Below are 15,873 nucleotides of genomic sequence, written 5' to 3'. Positions count from 1 at the left end.
CGTGCCTCTCGCACCCATCTTCCGTCGTGCCGCCATCGTCGCCGTCGGCGTGGCAGCAGCCGTCTCCCTCGTAGCCTGCGCCCCGGCATCCGAGTCCACCGGTGACTCGTCCGACGGACTGCAGACCGTCACCGAGGGCAAGCTCACCATCGCCACCGGCGAACCCAACTACGAGCCCTGGTTCGTCGATGACGACCCGTCCAACGGCGAGGGCTTCGAGGCTGCCGTCGCGCACGAGGTCGCCGATCAGCTCGGCTACGACGCCTCCGACATCGTCTGGGTGCGTACGACCTTCGACGGCGCGATCGCGCCCGGACCCAAGGACTGGGACCTCAACATCCAGCAGTTCTCGATCACCGACGAGCGCAAGAACGCGGTCGACTTCTCGTCGCCGTACTACACGACCGCTCAGGCCGTCGTCGCGGTCGGCTCCTCGCCAGCCGCGTCGGCCACGTCGATCGACGAGCTCAAGGAGGCCAAGGTCGGAGTCGCCAGCAGCACGACGAGCTACACGGTCGCGAAGGAGCAGCTCGGCGACGCGAACCTCAGCGTCTTCAACTCGGTCGACGACGTCGTTCTCGCACTCAAGAGCGGTCAGATCGACGCCATGATCACCGACCTCCCCGGTGCGTTCTACGTCGTGGGCGCCCAGCTCGACGACGGCGTCGTCACCGGACAGTTCGCGGATGCCGACGGCGGCGACGACTTCGGCATCGTGCTGCCCAAGGGCTCCGCGCTCACCGAGGACGTCACCGCGGCCGTCGACGCGCTGCGCGAGGACGGGACGCTGGACGAGCTGCAGCAGGAGTGGCTGAGCGACGCCGTCGACGTCCCCGTCCTGAAATGACGCAGAACGCGGTCGAGGTGCCGTGGCAGCCGAGCGAGCTCGAGCTGTCGCGCCGTCGACTGCGTAAGCGCGCCACGACGAAGTCGGTGCTGATCGCGTTCATCAGCAGCATCCTCGTCGCGGGCGTTCTCATCGTCGTCGTCGCGAACACCCCCGGCTGGGTGGCGGTGCGTCAGATGTTCTTCAACCCGCAGGTGGCGCTGGACAGCCTCGGCCCGATCTTCCAGGGTCTCCTGGTGAATCTGCTCGTGCTCGTGATCGCCGCTGTCGGCGTGGCGATCTTCGGAACGCTGCTGGCCACGCTGCGCTCCCTGCGCGGGCCGGTGTTCTTCCCGGTGCGCGCCTTGGCGGCCGGCTACACCGACCTCTTCCGCGGTGTGCCGCTGCTCATCGTGCTGTACATCATCGGCTACGGCATCCCGGCGCTGATGATCTTCCCCCGGATGCCTCCGGCGTTCTGGGGAACGATCGCGATCATCGTCACCTACTCCGCGTACGTGGCCGAGGTGCTGCGCGCCGGCATGGAGGCCGTGCACCCCTCGCAGCGCGTCGCCGCGCGCTCGCTCGGGCTCAGCCACGCCCAGACGCTGCGGATCGTCGTCATCCCGCAGGGCGTCCGCAAGGTCGTCCCCGCGCTCATGAACGACTTCGTCTCGATGCAGAAGGACGTCGGGCTCATCTCCGTGCTCGGCGTGATCGACGCCGTGCGCGCCGCGCAGCTGGAAGTGGCCGACACCTACAACTACACCCCCTATGTCGTCGCCGGTCTGTTCTTCATCGTCCTCAGCTGGCCGATGATCCGGCTCACCGACGCGCTCTCGGCGCGGCTCAACAAGCGCGAGCAGGCCGGAGGCGTCGTATGACCGTTCCCGTGATCGAGGCCCGCGGCGTCCGGAAGCGCTTCGGCGACCACGACGTGCTGCGCGGCGTCGACCTCGCCGTCGGCACGCACGAGGTCGTCGTCCTCATCGGCGCCTCTGGCTCCGGAAAATCCACGCTGCTGAAGACGATGAACCTCATCGAGCGCGTCGACGACGGCCAGATCTTCCTGTCCGGGGAGGACATCACGGACCCGCGGGTGGATGCCGATGCCGCACGCGCCCGGATCGGCGTCGTCTTCCAGCACTTCAACCTCTTCCCCCACCTGACCGTGCTGGACAACGTCACGCTCGCCGCGCGGCGCGTGCATCGGATGCCGAAGTCGGAGGCCTTCGCTCGCGGACGCGAGCTGCTCGAGACGCTCGGGCTGGGCGACAAGGCCGGCGAGTACCCGGATCGTCTCTCGGGCGGTCAGCAGCAGCGCGTCGCCATCGTGCGCGCCATCCTGACGCGCCCCGAGGTGCTGCTGCTCGACGAGATCACGAGCGCCCTGGACCCGCAACTGGTCGGCGAAGTGCTCGACCTCGTCCGCGAGCTCAAGCGCCGCGGCACGACGATCGTGATGGCGACGCACGAGATGTCGTTCGCGCGCGAGGTCGCCGACCGCGTGGTGTTCCTCTCGAACGGCGAGCTCATCGAGCAGGGGACGCCCGAGCAGATCTTCGACGCCCCGCAGCATCCGGCGACCGTGGAGTTCCTGGCGCGCGTGCAGCACTGACGCCGGGGCGGAGGATCAGGGCCGTACGCGGACCGTGCGTCCCTCGAAGGTCACCAGATCACCGTCGTGCAGCTGACGTCCGCGACGGCGATCGACCTCGCCGTTCACCGCGACGTAACCGTCGATGATGACCTCCTTGGCGTTCCCGCCGGAGTCCAGGAGCCCGGCGAACTTGAGGAACTGTCCGAGGCGGATCATGTCTCCGCCGATGGGCACGTCTTCGATCGGGTCTGCAGAGCTCATCCCTGAATGCTAGAGGAGATCTGCGTCGAGCCCATCCTGGATCGTCGCGATGATCTCGGCGAGCACACCGGTTCCCAGCAGGCCGGGGCCGAGCGGTCCCGCGGTGTCCTCGCCGACGCGCGGCAGGCGCCGAAGGGCCGCGCGCACGTCATCGGTCATGATCGAGAGCTGCCACCGGATCTCATGCGCCACGGCATCCGGATCATCGGGTGCGGCGAGATCCGCCGCGCGCACGGCGTACGCGGCAGCCCCCAGCGCATGAGCGCCCATGTGCGCGACACCGGCCGCTTGCGCGGCGGCACGGGCGGCGGCGACGGCGGCCGACCCGCGCACGACCTTGGCGGCGCGACCCGCGACGAAGCGGCGCCGGATCTCCTCCGCAGCCGTGAGTTCACCACGGGCGAAGGCGCGGGCGCGGGCGATCGCATCACGCGGTCGTCCGTCGGTCGGTGCCTCGGCCTCGAACACCGGGAGCACGCGTTCGGCGCAGGCGGCCGCCCACGCGGCCACCGCGCGCCTGTCCGACTCGACCAGGGACTGCGGCGAACTCATGCCGTGCCTCGTCGGAGTGATCTGGCGCGCGCGGCCTCATGCGCTTCCTCGAGCGTCAGGAGGACGGCATCCGCTGTGCGCGCCCCGGGATTCACGACCGAGATCCACCCGGCGTCGCCGTACACGGGGTGCAAGGCGAACGCATCGGGCTCGGCGGGGTCGACATCCGGGGCGGCGAGCGACGCCACCCGCTCGCGCCCCGCGTGGATGTTGACGCGGAAGCGGTCGGGTGCGTCCAGGCGGCTTGCCGTGTCGTCGGGGTAGTTCTTCGTGATGATCGTTCCGTAGGGCTGAGTGCGCTCGGGCATGACTCCATCGGGGGCGTAGTAGAAGAACGCGTCGCCCCACGCCAACGGCGGATACGGCCCGTTCTCGTCGGGCTCGACGACGAGAACGCCCTCCAGTGAGCGGACGTGACTGATGATCTCGTGCATCTGCATGCTTCGATGATGCCCTTCATGTGCTTATGTGGAGTTGAGCCGCGTGATCACGGGAGGACTCATGTCAAACCCTCAAGAGCAGACATTCACGACCGCTGAGGTCGGCCGGATCGCCGGCTATTCGACGCAGCAGATCCGCGATCTCGAACGGCTGGGCGCGATTCCCGTGGCCGAGCGCGCCGCGAACGGCTATCGCCGCTACCGGCCGATGCATGTCGCCGCCGCACACGCCTATCGCTCTCTCGCGGCCGCAATCGGTCCCGTCCCTGCGCGGCGCCTCATGCCGCGGTTGCTGACGGGGAGCCTCGACGACGCGGCCGAACGCATCGACGGCCTTCATGCGGCACTCGATGCCGAGCGCGCGCGAGTTCGAAGCGCCCGCCGTGGCCTCGATGCGGTGCTGGCCGAGCCGGTGACGGCCTTCGACGAACGCGACGTCATGACCGTCGGCGAGCTGGCGCAGGCGCTGGGCGTGCGGTCGTCCGCGTTGCGGCACTGGGAGGACGCGGACCTCATCCGACCGGCGCGTCATCAGCACACCGGCGCACGGCAGTACGGCGACCGCAGCATCGCCGAGGCCAGGATCGTCGCCTCATTGCGGGAGGGCGCCTATCCGATCCCGCGGATCCGCCAGGTTCTCGGGCAAGTGCGCGAGCACGGCCTCACCGCTCACGCCGGAGAGCTCCTCGACGAACGGCTCATCGCGCTCACCAGGCGGAGTCTCGGCCTGCTCGCCGCCGCGAGCGACCTGCATGCCCTCCTTCTCGCTCGTTCCGCGTGAGGGGCTGAGCGAGAACGGGTTTACCGCGGCATCCGACAGGCCTAGGCTCCTGCGTGAAGACCGAAGGAGACGATATGCAGACCCTGACGATCGACTTCATCTGCTCCCTCGACGGCTACGGCGCCGCCGAGGGCTGGCCCGGATTCTGGGGGATGGAGGGCCCCGAGTACCTCGCGTGGCTCGAGACCGCACCCGACAAGGATTATCCGCTGCTCATGGGCGCCACGACCTATCGCCTGATGTCCGAGATGGCCTCGAGCGGCGAGCCGGGAACGGACATGCTCGACGGCATCCAGAAGCATGTCTTCTCGTCGTCGCTGCAGGAGCCGCTCGCCTGGGCGAATACGACGCTCGTCCGGACGGATGCGGTGGAGTACGTCCGCCGGCTCAAGACGGAATCGGATCGACCGCTGCGCACCCTCGGCAGCGTGGCGCTGTGCCGGTCGCTGCTCGTCGCCGGGCTCGTCGATCGCTATCGCGTCGGCGTCTTCCCCGTCATCACCGGGGCGACCGGCCGTGAACGCATCTTCGACGGGTACCCCGACGTCCGCCTCGACCTCGTCGAGGCGCGCACGTTCGATCAGCGCATCCAACTGCTCGAGTACGTGCCGACTGTGCTGGAGAGTCCGCCGCTCGGCTGATCGGCCGCGGGTTCAGTCCTCGGCGGCATCCGCGCGGTGGACCGTCGGATCCGGCAGGATCGTCTCGATCTGCGGTTTCGCGTTCGCCTGCGCGCGGCACCAGACCACGAAGCCGATCGCGGTGAACGCGCCGTAGAAGACGTACATGAATCCGGTCGCGTAGTAGCCGGAGCTGAACAGCAGCGGTACGCCGACGATGTCGACGGCGATCCAGATCAGCCAGAACTCCGTCCATCCCTTCGCCATGCCGTAGGTGGCCAGGAGTGAACCCACGAAGGTCCAGGCATCCGCCCAGACCGGCTCCCACGAGCCGAGCGCGCGGAAGACGGGCGTGAGGGCGACCGTGCCGACGACGAGGACGACGACCAGGCCGACGCGTGCGCGATTGGACGCCCAGCGCGGCGTCACCTGGCCGCCATCGTCCGCGGCGCGGCGCCACCGGATCCAGCCGTAGATCGCGACCGCGATGAACATGATCTGGCGTCCGGCCTGGCCGAGGAGGGCCGGCAGGGAATGCGCCGGGTCGAGGATCGACGCGAGGAAGACGGTGAGCAGCAGCAGATTGCCCACGATCCCGACCGGCCACGCCCAGACCTTTCGGCGCATCCCGCCGAGAGCGCTGGCCAGGCCGAAGGCGTTGCCGATCACCTCTCGGACGAGCAGCGTCTGCCCGCCGGGCAGCACCCACTGCGACGAGAAGACGTCGACGAGCCAGCGCAGGAACTCCATCGACCCAAGTCTCTCAGGATGCGGCGGCGACCCTACCGCTGCCGTGGCGGAGCCACGGATTCCCGCTCCAGCAGCTGCGGGTCGAGCGTGATGCGGCGCGGCTCGCGTCGCCCGTCGAGCTGCTCCATGAGAAGTTCGACTGCGGCGCGCGCCTTCTCGGCGATGTCCTGCCGCACGGTGCTCAGGGATGGGGTGACCATGTCCGCGATCGGCAGGTCGTCGAATCCGACCAGCGAGAACTCCTCCGGCACCCGGATGCCGCGGCGCGCGAACGCCTTGATCAGACCGATCGCGAGGATGTCCGCGGTGACCACCGCCGCGGTGAAGCCGGGCGCGCGGCCGAGCAGATCCTCGGCCGCGGCATCCGCGTCGGCGAAGGTGAGATTGGCGACGACCCGGTGCGGTTCCGCCTCCAGGCCCTCCTCGGCCAGCGCCCTGGCGAACCCGGTGAAGCGCGCGTTGATGACACCCGCGCTCGCCGCGGCCGGGCCGACGAACGCGATCTCGCTGTGGCCGGCGTCGAGAAGGTGACGGGTCGCCGCGTAGCTGCCCTGGGCGTCGTCGATCCCGACCGTCGAGACCTCGGCATCCGTATAGGCGTCGATGAAGACCATCGGCACGTCCTGGTGGCTGCGCAGCTGCTCGACCTCGTCGGCCAGGACGCCGAGGAACACGGCGCCGTCCACGTTCCAGGAGCGCAGTCGGCGGGCGGTGTCCGCAGCATCCGTGGCCGCATGGATCATCAGGTGCTTGCCGGCGGCGCTGACGTGGCGCTCGATCTCGCCGAGCAGCATCGCATCGTGGGGGTTCGACAGGCCGAGGTCGCCCTCGGCGGCGGCGTAGTAGACCAGCGAGATGATCTCGCTGCGCGCGACCGACAGCGACCGGGCCGCAGCGCTGGGCTGGTAGTTGAGTTCGGCTGCGGCATCCAGCACCCGTGTCCTGGTGGCTGCGGACACGCGGCCGTCGCGGCCGTTGAGCACGTTCGACACGGTCATCTTCGACACCCCGCACACGCGGGCGATGTCTGCGATCGTCACCATGGCGCTCGTCTCCCTCATCTCAGGACATCTTTCCCCTTGACGGGGAGCACGTCGCTGTTGCATCATAGTTTACCGGTAAAGGTATACCGGTAAACCTGACAAAGGAGTCCAGATGTTCCGACCAACGAGGCGAGCCCGTGCCGCCGTGGCGATCGGTGCGGCCACAGCACTCGCGGTGTCGTTGACGGCGTGCACGAGCGGCAGCAGCGGTGTCGAAGACACCGAAGCGGACAAGGGGCTGCCCGTCGCCGGCGACAACCTGACCTACGACCCCAACACGCTGGTCAACGACGGCAAGCCGATCGAGCTGGAGTGGTGGGCGTGGAGCAACATCGAGCAGTTCCAGGCCATCGCCGACGCCTACGCCGAGATCCACCCGAACGTCACGATCAAGGTCGTCAACCAGCCGTGGGAGGACTACTGGACCAAGCTCCCGCTCGAGCTGCAGTCCGACGGCGGACCGGCGATCTTCAACGTGCACAACTCCCAGCACGACAACCTCATCGCGAAGATGGAGCCGTACGACATCGACGCCGCCGATCTCGAAGCCGATTACACGGGAGCCGCAGCACACGTCATCGACGGAGAGACCTACTACATCGACCTGGGTCTCATGAGCGGATCGATCTACTACAACACCGACATGTGGGAAGCCGCCGGGCTCACCGACGCCGACATCCCCACCACCTGGGACGAGTTCCGCGAGGTCGCGAAGAAGCTCACCCTCCGTGAGGGCGACGAACTGCGCCAGGCCGGCTTCAACTTCAACGGCGGTGGCCAGGCGATGCAGATGGGCATGGCCTATCAACTCGGGCAGAACCTGTTCGCCGAGGACGGCAGCACGCCGACCGTCGACAACGAGGCGAACCTCGAAGTCATCAACCGCTTCCTCGACATCTACGCCGACGGGTCCGGCGACGCGAACTACGGCGCCTCCGGCACCGAGAGCTTCGGTCAGGGCCTGTCCGCCATGACGTACGCCTGGGGCTGGTTCTCCGGCACTCTGCGCAACGACTACCCGGACCTGAAGTGGAGCGCGTTCCAGACCCCGGTTCCGGATGCCGGGGAGACGCCGTACGCGTTCGACCGGTACAACGGCGAGTCGACGTTCGGCATCAATGCGAACGGAACGGATGCCGAGAAGGAAGTGGCACAGGACTTCCTGCGCTACTACCTGACCGACGAGGAGTCGATGAAGGAGCTCGCGCTGAGCTTCAGCATCTTCCCCGCCTACAAGCCGATCGCCGATGACCCGGCCTTCGCCGACGACCCGGCGCTCGCGGCGTTCGGCGACATCGAGCGCTACATCTGGCCGGGCCCGGTGCCGGCCACCTTCGAGACATCGACCGCCACCATGTGGGAGGAGATCCTCTTCAACGGCGTCGCGCCCGAGGACGCGCTCGCCGCGGCCCAGAAGACGATCGAGAAGGATCTCGACGGCAAGGACTTCGTCTCCGCAGAGAACCTGTACGCCTTCTACTCCGCCGACTGAGCATCCCCCGCAGGAAGGAGCGCTCCCGGCCGTCCACGGCGGCCGGGAGCGGCACCCGCATGACCATTCAGACATCTCCGCGGCTGGCGGAACCCGCGGCATCCGCCCCGGTGACGCAGGCCACGCGCCGCATCCGCAAGCCCGCCAGCGAGCTGTGGCTGCGCAATCTCACGGTCGGCATCATCATGGCGTCGCTCGTGGTGCTGCTGCTCATCCCGATCGGCATCGCCTTCGTCGGCAGCTTCCACGACTGGAACCCGCTCAACGGCACGTTCGACTTCACCGGCATCGACAACTACGCCGAACTGTTCGCGGATGCCACGTTCTGGCGGGCATCAGGCAACACGCTCGTCTTCGGCATCCTGGCCATCGTCGGCCGCGTCGTGCTCGGACTCGCCATCGCCTACGCGCTGTTCTCGAAGCTCAGCCGGTGGCGCACGTTCTTCCGCACGATCTTCTACCTGCCGACGGTGATGCCGCTGGTCGCCGTCGCGTTCCTGTGGACGCTCATGTACAACCCGCAGTTCGGCGCCATCAACACGATGTTCGGCCTCGACATCAACTGGCTGTTCGATCAGCGCTACTCTCTGCTCGCGATCGTGATCATGACGATCTGGAAGGACTTCGGCTTCGCCGTCATCCTCTTCCTCGCCGGCCTCTACGCGATCCCCGAGGACGTGCTGGAGGCGGCATCCGTCGACGGCGCGAACGCCTGGCGCCGCTTCTGGCACGTCATCCTGCCGTTGCTGCGGCCCATGCTGTTCTTCATCGTCATCACCTCGATGATCGGCTACCTGCAGGCATTCGTGCAGGTGCTGGTGATGACCAACGGAGGACCGGGCACCTCGACGCAGCTCATCTCGTTCATGATCTACGACCAGGCATTCGTGAAGTACAACTTCGGATACGCCTCCGCCATCGCCTTCGTGCTGCTGCTCATCACCGCCGTGCTGACGGCCGCATCGTGGCGCATGAACCAGTCCGCGCTCGACGCTCCGCGTCGTCGGCGTCGCGCCAAGAACTCCGAAGGGAAGGCGTCATGAAGGTCCGCGTCTTCGCGCTGAACGCGATGCTGCTGGTGGTCGGCCTGATCATCGTCCTGCCGTTCTTCTGGATGGTCCTGTCCGCATTCAAGTCCAACGCCGAGATCGTCGGCTTCGACCAGACCTTCTGGCCGAAGGAATGGACGGTCGAGAACTTCATCTCGATCCAGACGAAGCTCGACTTCCTCCGCCTGTTCTTCAACAGCGTGTTCCTGTCGGTGACGATCACGGCGCTCTCGGTCTACACGAGCCTCGTCGGCGGGTTCGTCTTCTCGAAGTACCGCTTCCGCGGACGCGGCCCGCTCTTCGCGGTGATCCTGTCGACCATGATGGTCACCTGGGCGGTCGTCATCATCCCCCGGTACACGATGTTCCGCGCGGTCGGTCTCACCGACAGCTACGCCTCGATCATCATTCCGGCGGTCATCAGCGCGTTCGGCATCTTCATGATGCGCCAGAGCATGGATGCCGTGCCGGACGAGATCCTCGAAGCCGCGCGCATCGACGGAGCGTCGGAGTGGTTCATCTTCCACCGCATCGTCGCGCCGATGAGCGTGAACGCGATCTCGGCGCTGTCGATCTTCGTCTTCCTCTGGGTGTGGGAGGACTACCTCTGGCCCTACCTGATGATCTCGTCCGAGGAGAAGCAGGTGCTCGCGGTGGGCCTCACCACCTTCAGAGGGCAGTACGGCACGGACTACGGCGGGCTGTTCGCCGCCACGACACTGGCGATCGTGCCGGTGATGATCGTCTACATCGTGTTCCAGCGCCGGTTCATCGCCGGTGCCGCGAGCGCAGCTCTGAAGGGTTGAGGATGCCGGAGCACACGAAGATCTCGCTGTCGGACGGGGAACCGGCGCCGGCAGCGGACGGCGCGACCGTCACCGGACCCGGCTACCGGATCTCGGTTCTGACCGACCGTCTGATCCGCATCGAGTGGGACCCGCAGGAGCGGTTCGTCGACGAGAAGACGCAGCAGGTGATGAACCGCAGGTTTCCGGTACCGGCGTTCCGGGTCGTGCGCACCGAGAACGGCATCGAGATCACCACCGACAGTCTGCGCCTGCGATACGACGAGCGGATGCCGAGCACGTCCGGACTCTCGATCGCACTGCTGGCCGGCGCTACCGACGTGCATTACACGACGTGGCGACCGGGGCAGGTGTATCCGCAGACGCTGCCGCTGCGCGGCAACCTCGGCGGCACCGTGCGCACGCTCGACGAGATCGACGGCGCGATCGAGATCCCGCCGGGGATCCTGTCGACATTCGGCTTCGGGGTGCTCGACGATTCGGGTTCGCTGCTGCTCGGTGAGGACAGGTGGATCCGGCCCCGCGAGAGCACTGGGCAGGACTTCTACTTCTTCGGGTACGGCCGCGATCACACCGCGGCGCTGCGCGCCTTCCATGAGCTCACGGGGCCGATTCCGCTCGTGCCGAGGTTCGCGCTGGGCAACTGGTGGAGCAGGTACTGGGCGTACGACGAGGCCGCGTATCTCGCGCTGATGTCGCGGTTCCACGACGACGGCATCCCGCTGTCGGTCGCCGTGATCGACATGGACTGGCACCTCGTGGACGTCGATCCGGCGATCGGCACCGGCTGGACCGGCTACACCTGGAACAGCGAGCTCTTCCCGGACCCGGAGCGCTTCCTCGGCGAACTCCACGCGAGGGGTCTCGCCGTCACGCTCAATCTGCATCCCGCCGACGGGATCAGACGGCACGAGTCGTCGTACCCAGCGGTCGCGGAGGCGATGGGGATCGACTCGTCGTCGGGGACACCGGTCGATTTCGACGTCTCGTCCCGACGCTTCATGGACGCCTATCAGGCGCACGTGCTGGCGCCGCTCGAGGACCAGGGCGTCGATTTCTGGTGGATCGACTGGCAGTCCGGTGAGCACTCGGACATGCCGGGCCTGGATCCGCTGTGGATGCTCAACCACGCGCATTTCCACGCATCGGCGCGTCATGGACGGCGGCCGCTGACGTTCTCGCGCTACACCGAGCGCGGGGGCCATCGGTATCCCGTCGGGTTCTCCGGCGACACGATCGTCAGCTGGGCCTCTCTCGCGTTCCAGCCCGAATTCACCGCGACCGCCGCGAACGCCGGCTACACGTGGTGGAGCCACGACATCGGCGGGCACATGGGCGGCATCCACGACGTCGAGCTGGCCGTGCGCTGGCTGCAGTTCGGCGTGCTGTCGCCGATCAACAGACTGCATTCGTCGACGAATCCGTTCAGCTCGAAGGAGCCCTGGGCCTACGGCGAGCCGGCGGCGGCGATCATGCGCCGGTACATGCGGCTGCGGCACCGGTTCATCCCGATGCTCTACACCGCGGCGTGGGCGGCGCATGCCGAGAACGTCAGCGTGGTGAGGCCGCTCTACCACGACCTGCCGCGCGAGCACGGGGCCTACCGGCATCCGAGCTCCTATCTGCTCGGCGAGCATCTCCTCGTCGTGCCGATCACGGTGCCGCGCGAGCGGTCGTCTCAGCTCGCGACGGCTCGTGCCTGGCTGCCGGAGGGCGACTGGGTCGACGTCATCACGGGCCTGCGGTACCGCGGCGGACGTGACGCGCTGCTGACACGGTCCCTCGAGGAGTATCCGGTGCTGGCACGTGCCGGAGCGGTCGTGCCGCTCGACGCCGAACCGATGTCACCGGCGGCGCAGGCGCCGACGCGCCTGGAACTGCTGGTGATCCCGGGAGAAGGCGTGTCGCAGCTGGCCGAGGACGATGGCTCGGCCGAGCCGGAGCGCGCGCTCGTCGAGTTCACGCAGACGCTGGAGGTGCGCGCCGACGGCCGCGCCGACATCACTCTGGCGGCGCGGCACTCCGGCGCACCGATGCCTTCGCGCACGGTATCGGTGCGGGTGCCGGGGGTCGGCGGAGCTGAATCGGCATCGCTGCGGGACGGTCGGATGCTCGCCGTCGCTGCTCTGCCCGCCGAGGATCTCTCGCCGGCCGGCTTGGGCATCGATATCGGCGCGGTCTCCTTCGAGGACGGATTCACGCTGCGGATCCTCGGCGCGGAACGGACTTCGGCCTTCGATCCGCAGCGGGTGTTCGAGCAGCTGCAGCGGGCCGAGATCGGGTACGAGGACAAGCGGCGCATCTGGACGGCGGTCACGGAGGCAGGATCGATGGAGGCGATCGCGGCCATGGATCTCCCGCGCGAGCTGCGGGACGCGCTCGTCGAGCAGCTGTCGGCCATCACGGCCTGGTAGGCGATCGCTCGCCGACTTCTTGTGCCGCGCCTTCGATACAAGTTGTGCTATACATATGACACAACATCTGAATCGGAGGCACCATGCCGCTCGTCAGCACAACCATGTCCGGCCCGATGGCATTCGCATCCGCGGCGTTCTCGACGCCGGTGGTCTCGCTGGTGCTCGCGGCGTTGATCGCCGCCGGAGTTCTCGTCTTCGCGACGCGGCCGAGCGAGGGGCCTGCACCGCGTGACGATCTGTCGGAGGCGGTGCGCAGATCGCTGCGACGGCGGTACGGGCCGGAGCGGCGCACGGTCATGATCGTGTCGATCGCGGTGATCATCCTGTTCCTCGTTGAGCACCTCGTGAGCGGCTACGCGCTGGATCTGATCGACGAGGTCGCGTGGTGGCGCTACGCGACGCCGCTGTTCGTCGCGAGCGTCGGCATCGGCGTCGTGCTCGCCCTCATCCTGACCCGCGGTACAGCCCCGGCCGAGGCTGCCGTCCTGCCCGTCGCCCGACGCACCTGGCGCAGCTTCAGTGCGCGCCCTGCGCTCATCGGCACCGGCATCCTGGTCCTCGTCCTGGCTGTCACGACCGTGCTGTCGGGTCTGGCGTCGACGCCGAACAGTCGCGGGTGGTACGTGTGGCTCGAGATCCCGATCGCCAACGAGCCCGACATCGATCCGGTCCGACCGTGGTTCTACGGCTGGGCCTATGGGCTGCCGGTGCTGGTCTGCCTGCTCGTCCTGGTCGTCGTCGCCTGGGCGGCACTGCGCGCGAATGCCGTTCGACCCTATCTCCGGCCGGAGACCGTCCCTGCCGAGCGCGAAGCACGACGCCGAGTCGCGACCGGCATCGTCCGCATCACGGCGGCCGCGATGCTGCTCGCTCTCGCCGGCTCCTGGCGGCTGATCGCCGCTGCGGGAACGATCTCGAGCCTCACCATCGAGGGGCAGAACGGCGGAGAGTCGTTCGAGGCCGCCTGGCGGTATGCCGAGCTCGCCGTCGCCGCGGGCTGGTTCGCGCCGCTCCTCGAGATCGCGGCGTTCGTGCTGCTCCTGATCACGGCGGTCCCTGCGCGCCGGTCGGCGCCGATCTCGACGTCGCCGGCGGCGCGTGCGGTCGACGTGGCGGAAGTGCGGTGACCGGCCAGCCGCTCGTCAGGACCGCTGACGAAGCCAGCCCCGCGATCGCGATCTACCGTCAGCTGCGCGGGCTCATCGTGTCGGGTCAGCTCGGTGCGAATGAACGCCTTCCGACGGTACGGCAGACGGCGAGCGACCTCGGTGTCGCGCCCGGCACCGCCGCGAAGGCGTACAGGATGCTCGAGCAGGACGGTCTCGTCGTCACCAGGACGGCCGCGGGGACGCGTGTCGCCGCGTCCGCCGCGGTGCTGCCGGTGGCGGTGACACGCCGGATCCGCGAACTCGTGGAGGACGCCGTTTCCACCGGTGCGGATCCGGATGATGTGATCACCGTGCTGCGCCTCGTCTGGCAGGCCGAGTCGGGTACAGCAGGCGCCGATCAGGGTGACGGCTGACCGCACCGTGCGGACGACTCCGTAAGCTGGACCCATGACCAAGAACACGATCTGGACCGTCCTCGGCGTCATCGCCGCGGTCGTGATCGCCTGGTGGCTGGTCGGGCTGCTCTTCTCCGTGCTGTGGTTCATCGCGAAGCTCGCGATCGTCGTCGTGGTGGCGCTGATCGTGTTCCTCGTGCTGCGCAGCGTGTTCAGTTCGCGCGACGACTAGCCGCGGTCGCGCAATCGCGCCAGTTCCACGCGCAGATACGCGTACAGCGACGGGATCGCCGCTCCGAAGGCCAGAGCGAGTCCGATGCCGAGCAGGGTCTCGCTGGTCCGCGCGATGAACTGCTCGCCCGGCGCTGCCGAAGACGTCGTGAGCATCAGCGTCAGCACGATGAGGGTAGTGAAGGCCGGCGCCACATACCACCGGCTCTCCTGCATGGCGCCCATCGCTCCGACGGCGAGTGCGATGAGCAGCCCGACCAGCATTCCGCCGGGTTCGGACAGCGCGAAGCAGATCGCAGCGATCGCTCCGATGAAGACCGATGCGGCGCGTCCGACGCTGCGCAGGATCACCTGACCACGGACCGGGCGCATGACGAGCAGCACCGTTCCGGCAGCCCAACCGACCTGCTCGAGTCCGTAGACGTACCCCATGGTCGCCGCCGTCGCGCTGGCGAGACCGAGCAGGATGCCGTAAGCGACCAGATCTGATCCACGTGCGGTCTTCGGCGCCGGCGGCAACGGGTCGGCGCGTTCCGGCCAGAGCAACGAAACCAGCCAGGCGTAGACCGATCCGGCGATCACGAAGGCCGCGAGCACCCCGGTCGTCGACGTGTTCGGAAAGCTCAGACCGAACCCGACCATCGGCAGCACCAGGGCCAGGAGCAGTCGGCCGACGCGCCAGCGCGCTGTGCTCAGGCTGGCGAGGAAGGACAGCAGCAGCAAGGAAACGACCGCGACGACAGGGAGGTGCGTCAGGAGGGAGCCCAGCAGGAAGCCCGCGGCGCTGAGCAGCCCAACCAACGGGAGAATCGCGCGCCGACTTCGCCGCGCCGGCAGGCCGTACGCGGCAGCGGGAAGCACTCCCACGGCCAGAGCGACGCCCACCGTCGGCGAGAAGGGAGCCACGAGGATGCCGGGGAGCGCGAACACCGCCCCGAGTGCGAAGCGCGACCAGCTCCAGGTCAATCCTGCGGGCACCTGCATGTCACCGTTATACACGGACGGAACGATGGACGTGGATGCCGTGGAGCGATAGCGTTCTCAGCATCCGCACCGTTTCCGCGGGGGAGCACAACCGAAAGGTTCATCATGAACTTCTGGACATCGTTCTGGGACATCATCTGGTGGTTCGTCTGGGCATTCGCCTTCATCGCCTACCTGTTCGCGCTGTTCGCCATCATCGGCGACCTCTTCCGTGACCGGAAGCTGAACGGCTGGTGGAAGGCTGTCTGGATCCTCTTCCTGATCTTCGTCCCGTTCCTCACCGCGCTCGTCTACCTGATCGCACGAGGGAACGGCATGGCCGAGCGCAGCGCCGCCGAGGCGCAGCAGGTCAGGCAGGCCACCGATTCGTACATCCAGCAGGTCGCGGGCTCCAGCCCGTCCGAGGAGATCGCCAAGGCGAAGGCGCTGCTCGACTCCGGCGCCATCACGGCCGAGGACTTCGCGCAGCTCAAGACGAAGGCGCTCAGCTGATCCGCTGACCTTCACGGCAAGGGGG

The 15,873-nt window shown here is 67.9% G+C and carries 19 protein-coding genes; 13 read left to right on the top strand and 6 right to left on the bottom strand.

What is annotated here, in order from left to right; all coding sequences use genetic code 11:
* The first annotated feature begins 1 nt into the window (after position 1).
* Genes M2317_RS07910 through M2317_RS07900 form a run of 3 tightly spaced genes read left to right on the top strand, consistent with a single transcriptional unit; the run spans position 2 to position 2,444 of the window.
* On the top strand, positions 2-847 hold the full coding sequence (locus M2317_RS07910) for an ABC transporter substrate-binding protein (RefSeq protein ID WP_429458962.1): 846 nt from the start codon (positions 2-4) through the stop codon (positions 845-847).
* Complete coding sequence (locus M2317_RS07905; protein ID WP_429458960.1) at positions 844-1,710, top strand: amino acid ABC transporter permease; 867 nt, start codon at positions 844-846, stop codon at positions 1,708-1,710. Before M2317_RS07910 ends, M2317_RS07905 begins: the two co-directional genes overlap by 4 nt.
* A complete protein-coding gene (locus M2317_RS07900; RefSeq protein WP_429458958.1) occupies positions 1,707-2,444 on the top strand; it encodes an amino acid ABC transporter ATP-binding protein in 738 nt (245 codons plus the stop codon). The genes M2317_RS07905 and M2317_RS07900 overlap by 4 nt, the downstream gene beginning before the upstream one ends.
* Before the next feature lie 15 nt (positions 2,445-2,459).
* On the opposite strand, the gene M2317_RS07895 is transcribed toward M2317_RS07900, so the two are convergent.
* The 3 genes from M2317_RS07895 to M2317_RS07885 are packed head-to-tail and all read right to left on the bottom strand — an operon-like array spanning position 2,460 to position 3,679.
* Positions 2,460-2,687, bottom strand: coding sequence for an RNA-binding S4 domain-containing protein (locus M2317_RS07895; RefSeq protein WP_429458956.1), 228 nt, complete (start codon positions 2,685-2,687; stop codon positions 2,460-2,462).
* A 9-nt stretch (positions 2,688-2,696) separates the two neighbouring features.
* Positions 2,697-3,239, bottom strand: coding sequence for a putative immunity protein (locus tag M2317_RS07890; RefSeq protein WP_429458954.1), 543 nt, complete (start codon positions 3,237-3,239; stop codon positions 2,697-2,699).
* On the bottom strand, positions 3,236-3,679 hold the full coding sequence (locus M2317_RS07885; RefSeq protein ID WP_429458952.1) for a DUF6194 family protein: 444 nt from the start codon (positions 3,677-3,679) through the stop codon (positions 3,236-3,238). The genes M2317_RS07890 and M2317_RS07885 overlap by 4 nt, the downstream gene beginning before the upstream one ends.
* Positions 3,680-3,740: 61 nt before the next feature.
* Here M2317_RS07885 and M2317_RS07880 point away from each other — a divergent pair, with 61 nt between their 5' ends.
* On the top strand, positions 3,741-4,460 hold the full coding sequence (locus M2317_RS07880; protein ID WP_429458950.1) for a MerR family transcriptional regulator: 720 nt from the start codon (positions 3,741-3,743) through the stop codon (positions 4,458-4,460).
* A gap of 74 nt (positions 4,461-4,534) precedes the next feature.
* Positions 4,535-5,101: a dihydrofolate reductase family protein gene (locus M2317_RS07875; RefSeq protein ID WP_429458948.1), complete on the top strand. Its 567-nt coding sequence runs from the start codon at positions 4,535-4,537 to the stop codon at positions 5,099-5,101.
* A gap of 12 nt (positions 5,102-5,113) precedes the next feature.
* Here the strand turns inward: M2317_RS07875 and pnuC are convergent, their stop codons facing one another.
* Positions 5,114-5,830: a nicotinamide riboside transporter PnuC gene (pnuC, locus tag M2317_RS07870; protein ID WP_429458946.1), complete on the bottom strand. Its 717-nt coding sequence runs from the start codon at positions 5,828-5,830 to the stop codon at positions 5,114-5,116.
* 32 nt (positions 5,831-5,862) lie between these two features.
* Complete coding sequence (locus tag M2317_RS07865) at positions 5,863-6,891, bottom strand: LacI family DNA-binding transcriptional regulator (protein ID WP_429458944.1); 1,029 nt, start codon at positions 6,889-6,891, stop codon at positions 5,863-5,865.
* A 94-nt stretch (positions 6,892-6,985) separates the two neighbouring features.
* Between M2317_RS07865 and M2317_RS07860 the strand changes: the two genes are divergently transcribed.
* The 7 genes from M2317_RS07860 to M2317_RS07830 all read left to right on the top strand — a co-directional run bounded on the left by M2317_RS07860 (position 6,986) and on the right by M2317_RS07830 (position 14,373).
* Positions 6,986-8,365, top strand: coding sequence for an extracellular solute-binding protein (locus M2317_RS07860; protein ID WP_429458942.1), 1,380 nt, complete (start codon positions 6,986-6,988; stop codon positions 8,363-8,365).
* A 59-nt stretch (positions 8,366-8,424) separates the two neighbouring features.
* Positions 8,425-9,408, top strand: coding sequence for a carbohydrate ABC transporter permease (locus M2317_RS07855; RefSeq protein ID WP_429458940.1), 984 nt, complete (start codon positions 8,425-8,427; stop codon positions 9,406-9,408).
* Positions 9,405-10,220 carry a carbohydrate ABC transporter permease gene (locus tag M2317_RS07850; RefSeq protein WP_429458938.1) on the top strand — a complete coding sequence of 272 codons (816 nt, stop codon included), beginning with the start codon at positions 9,405-9,407 and terminating at the stop codon, positions 10,218-10,220. The genes M2317_RS07855 and M2317_RS07850 overlap by 4 nt, the downstream gene beginning before the upstream one ends.
* A gap of 2 nt (positions 10,221-10,222) precedes the next feature.
* A complete protein-coding gene (locus M2317_RS07845; protein WP_429458936.1) occupies positions 10,223-12,634 on the top strand; it encodes a TIM-barrel domain-containing protein in 2,412 nt (803 codons plus the stop codon).
* 116 nt (positions 12,635-12,750) lie between these two features.
* Complete coding sequence (locus tag M2317_RS07840; RefSeq protein ID WP_429458933.1) at positions 12,751-13,764, top strand: hypothetical protein; 1,014 nt, start codon at positions 12,751-12,753, stop codon at positions 13,762-13,764.
* A complete protein-coding gene (locus M2317_RS07835; protein WP_429458931.1) occupies positions 13,761-14,159 on the top strand; it encodes a GntR family transcriptional regulator in 399 nt (132 codons plus the stop codon). The genes M2317_RS07840 and M2317_RS07835 overlap by 4 nt, the downstream gene beginning before the upstream one ends.
* Before the next feature lie 34 nt (positions 14,160-14,193).
* Positions 14,194-14,373: a hypothetical protein gene (locus tag M2317_RS07830; RefSeq protein ID WP_429458929.1), complete on the top strand. Its 180-nt coding sequence runs from the start codon at positions 14,194-14,196 to the stop codon at positions 14,371-14,373.
* On the opposite strand, the gene M2317_RS07825 is transcribed toward M2317_RS07830, so the two are convergent.
* A complete protein-coding gene (locus M2317_RS07825; RefSeq protein ID WP_429458927.1) occupies positions 14,370-15,356 on the bottom strand; it encodes an FUSC family protein in 987 nt (328 codons plus the stop codon). The two genes, M2317_RS07830 and M2317_RS07825, sit on opposite strands and share 4 nt — an antisense overlap.
* A gap of 105 nt (positions 15,357-15,461) precedes the next feature.
* On the opposite strand from M2317_RS07825, the gene M2317_RS07820 reads away from it, so the two are divergent.
* Positions 15,462-15,848: an SHOCT domain-containing protein gene (locus tag M2317_RS07820; RefSeq protein ID WP_429458925.1), complete on the top strand. Its 387-nt coding sequence runs from the start codon at positions 15,462-15,464 to the stop codon at positions 15,846-15,848.
* Positions 15,849-15,873 lie beyond the last annotated feature (25 nt).

This window comes from Microbacterium sp. ZKA21 (assembly GCF_050434165.1).
Classification (GTDB): domain Bacteria; phylum Actinomycetota; class Actinomycetes; order Actinomycetales; family Microbacteriaceae; genus Microbacterium.
The sequence above is the reverse complement of the archived record's forward strand: the minus strand, read 5'-3'. Positions and strand labels throughout refer to the sequence as shown.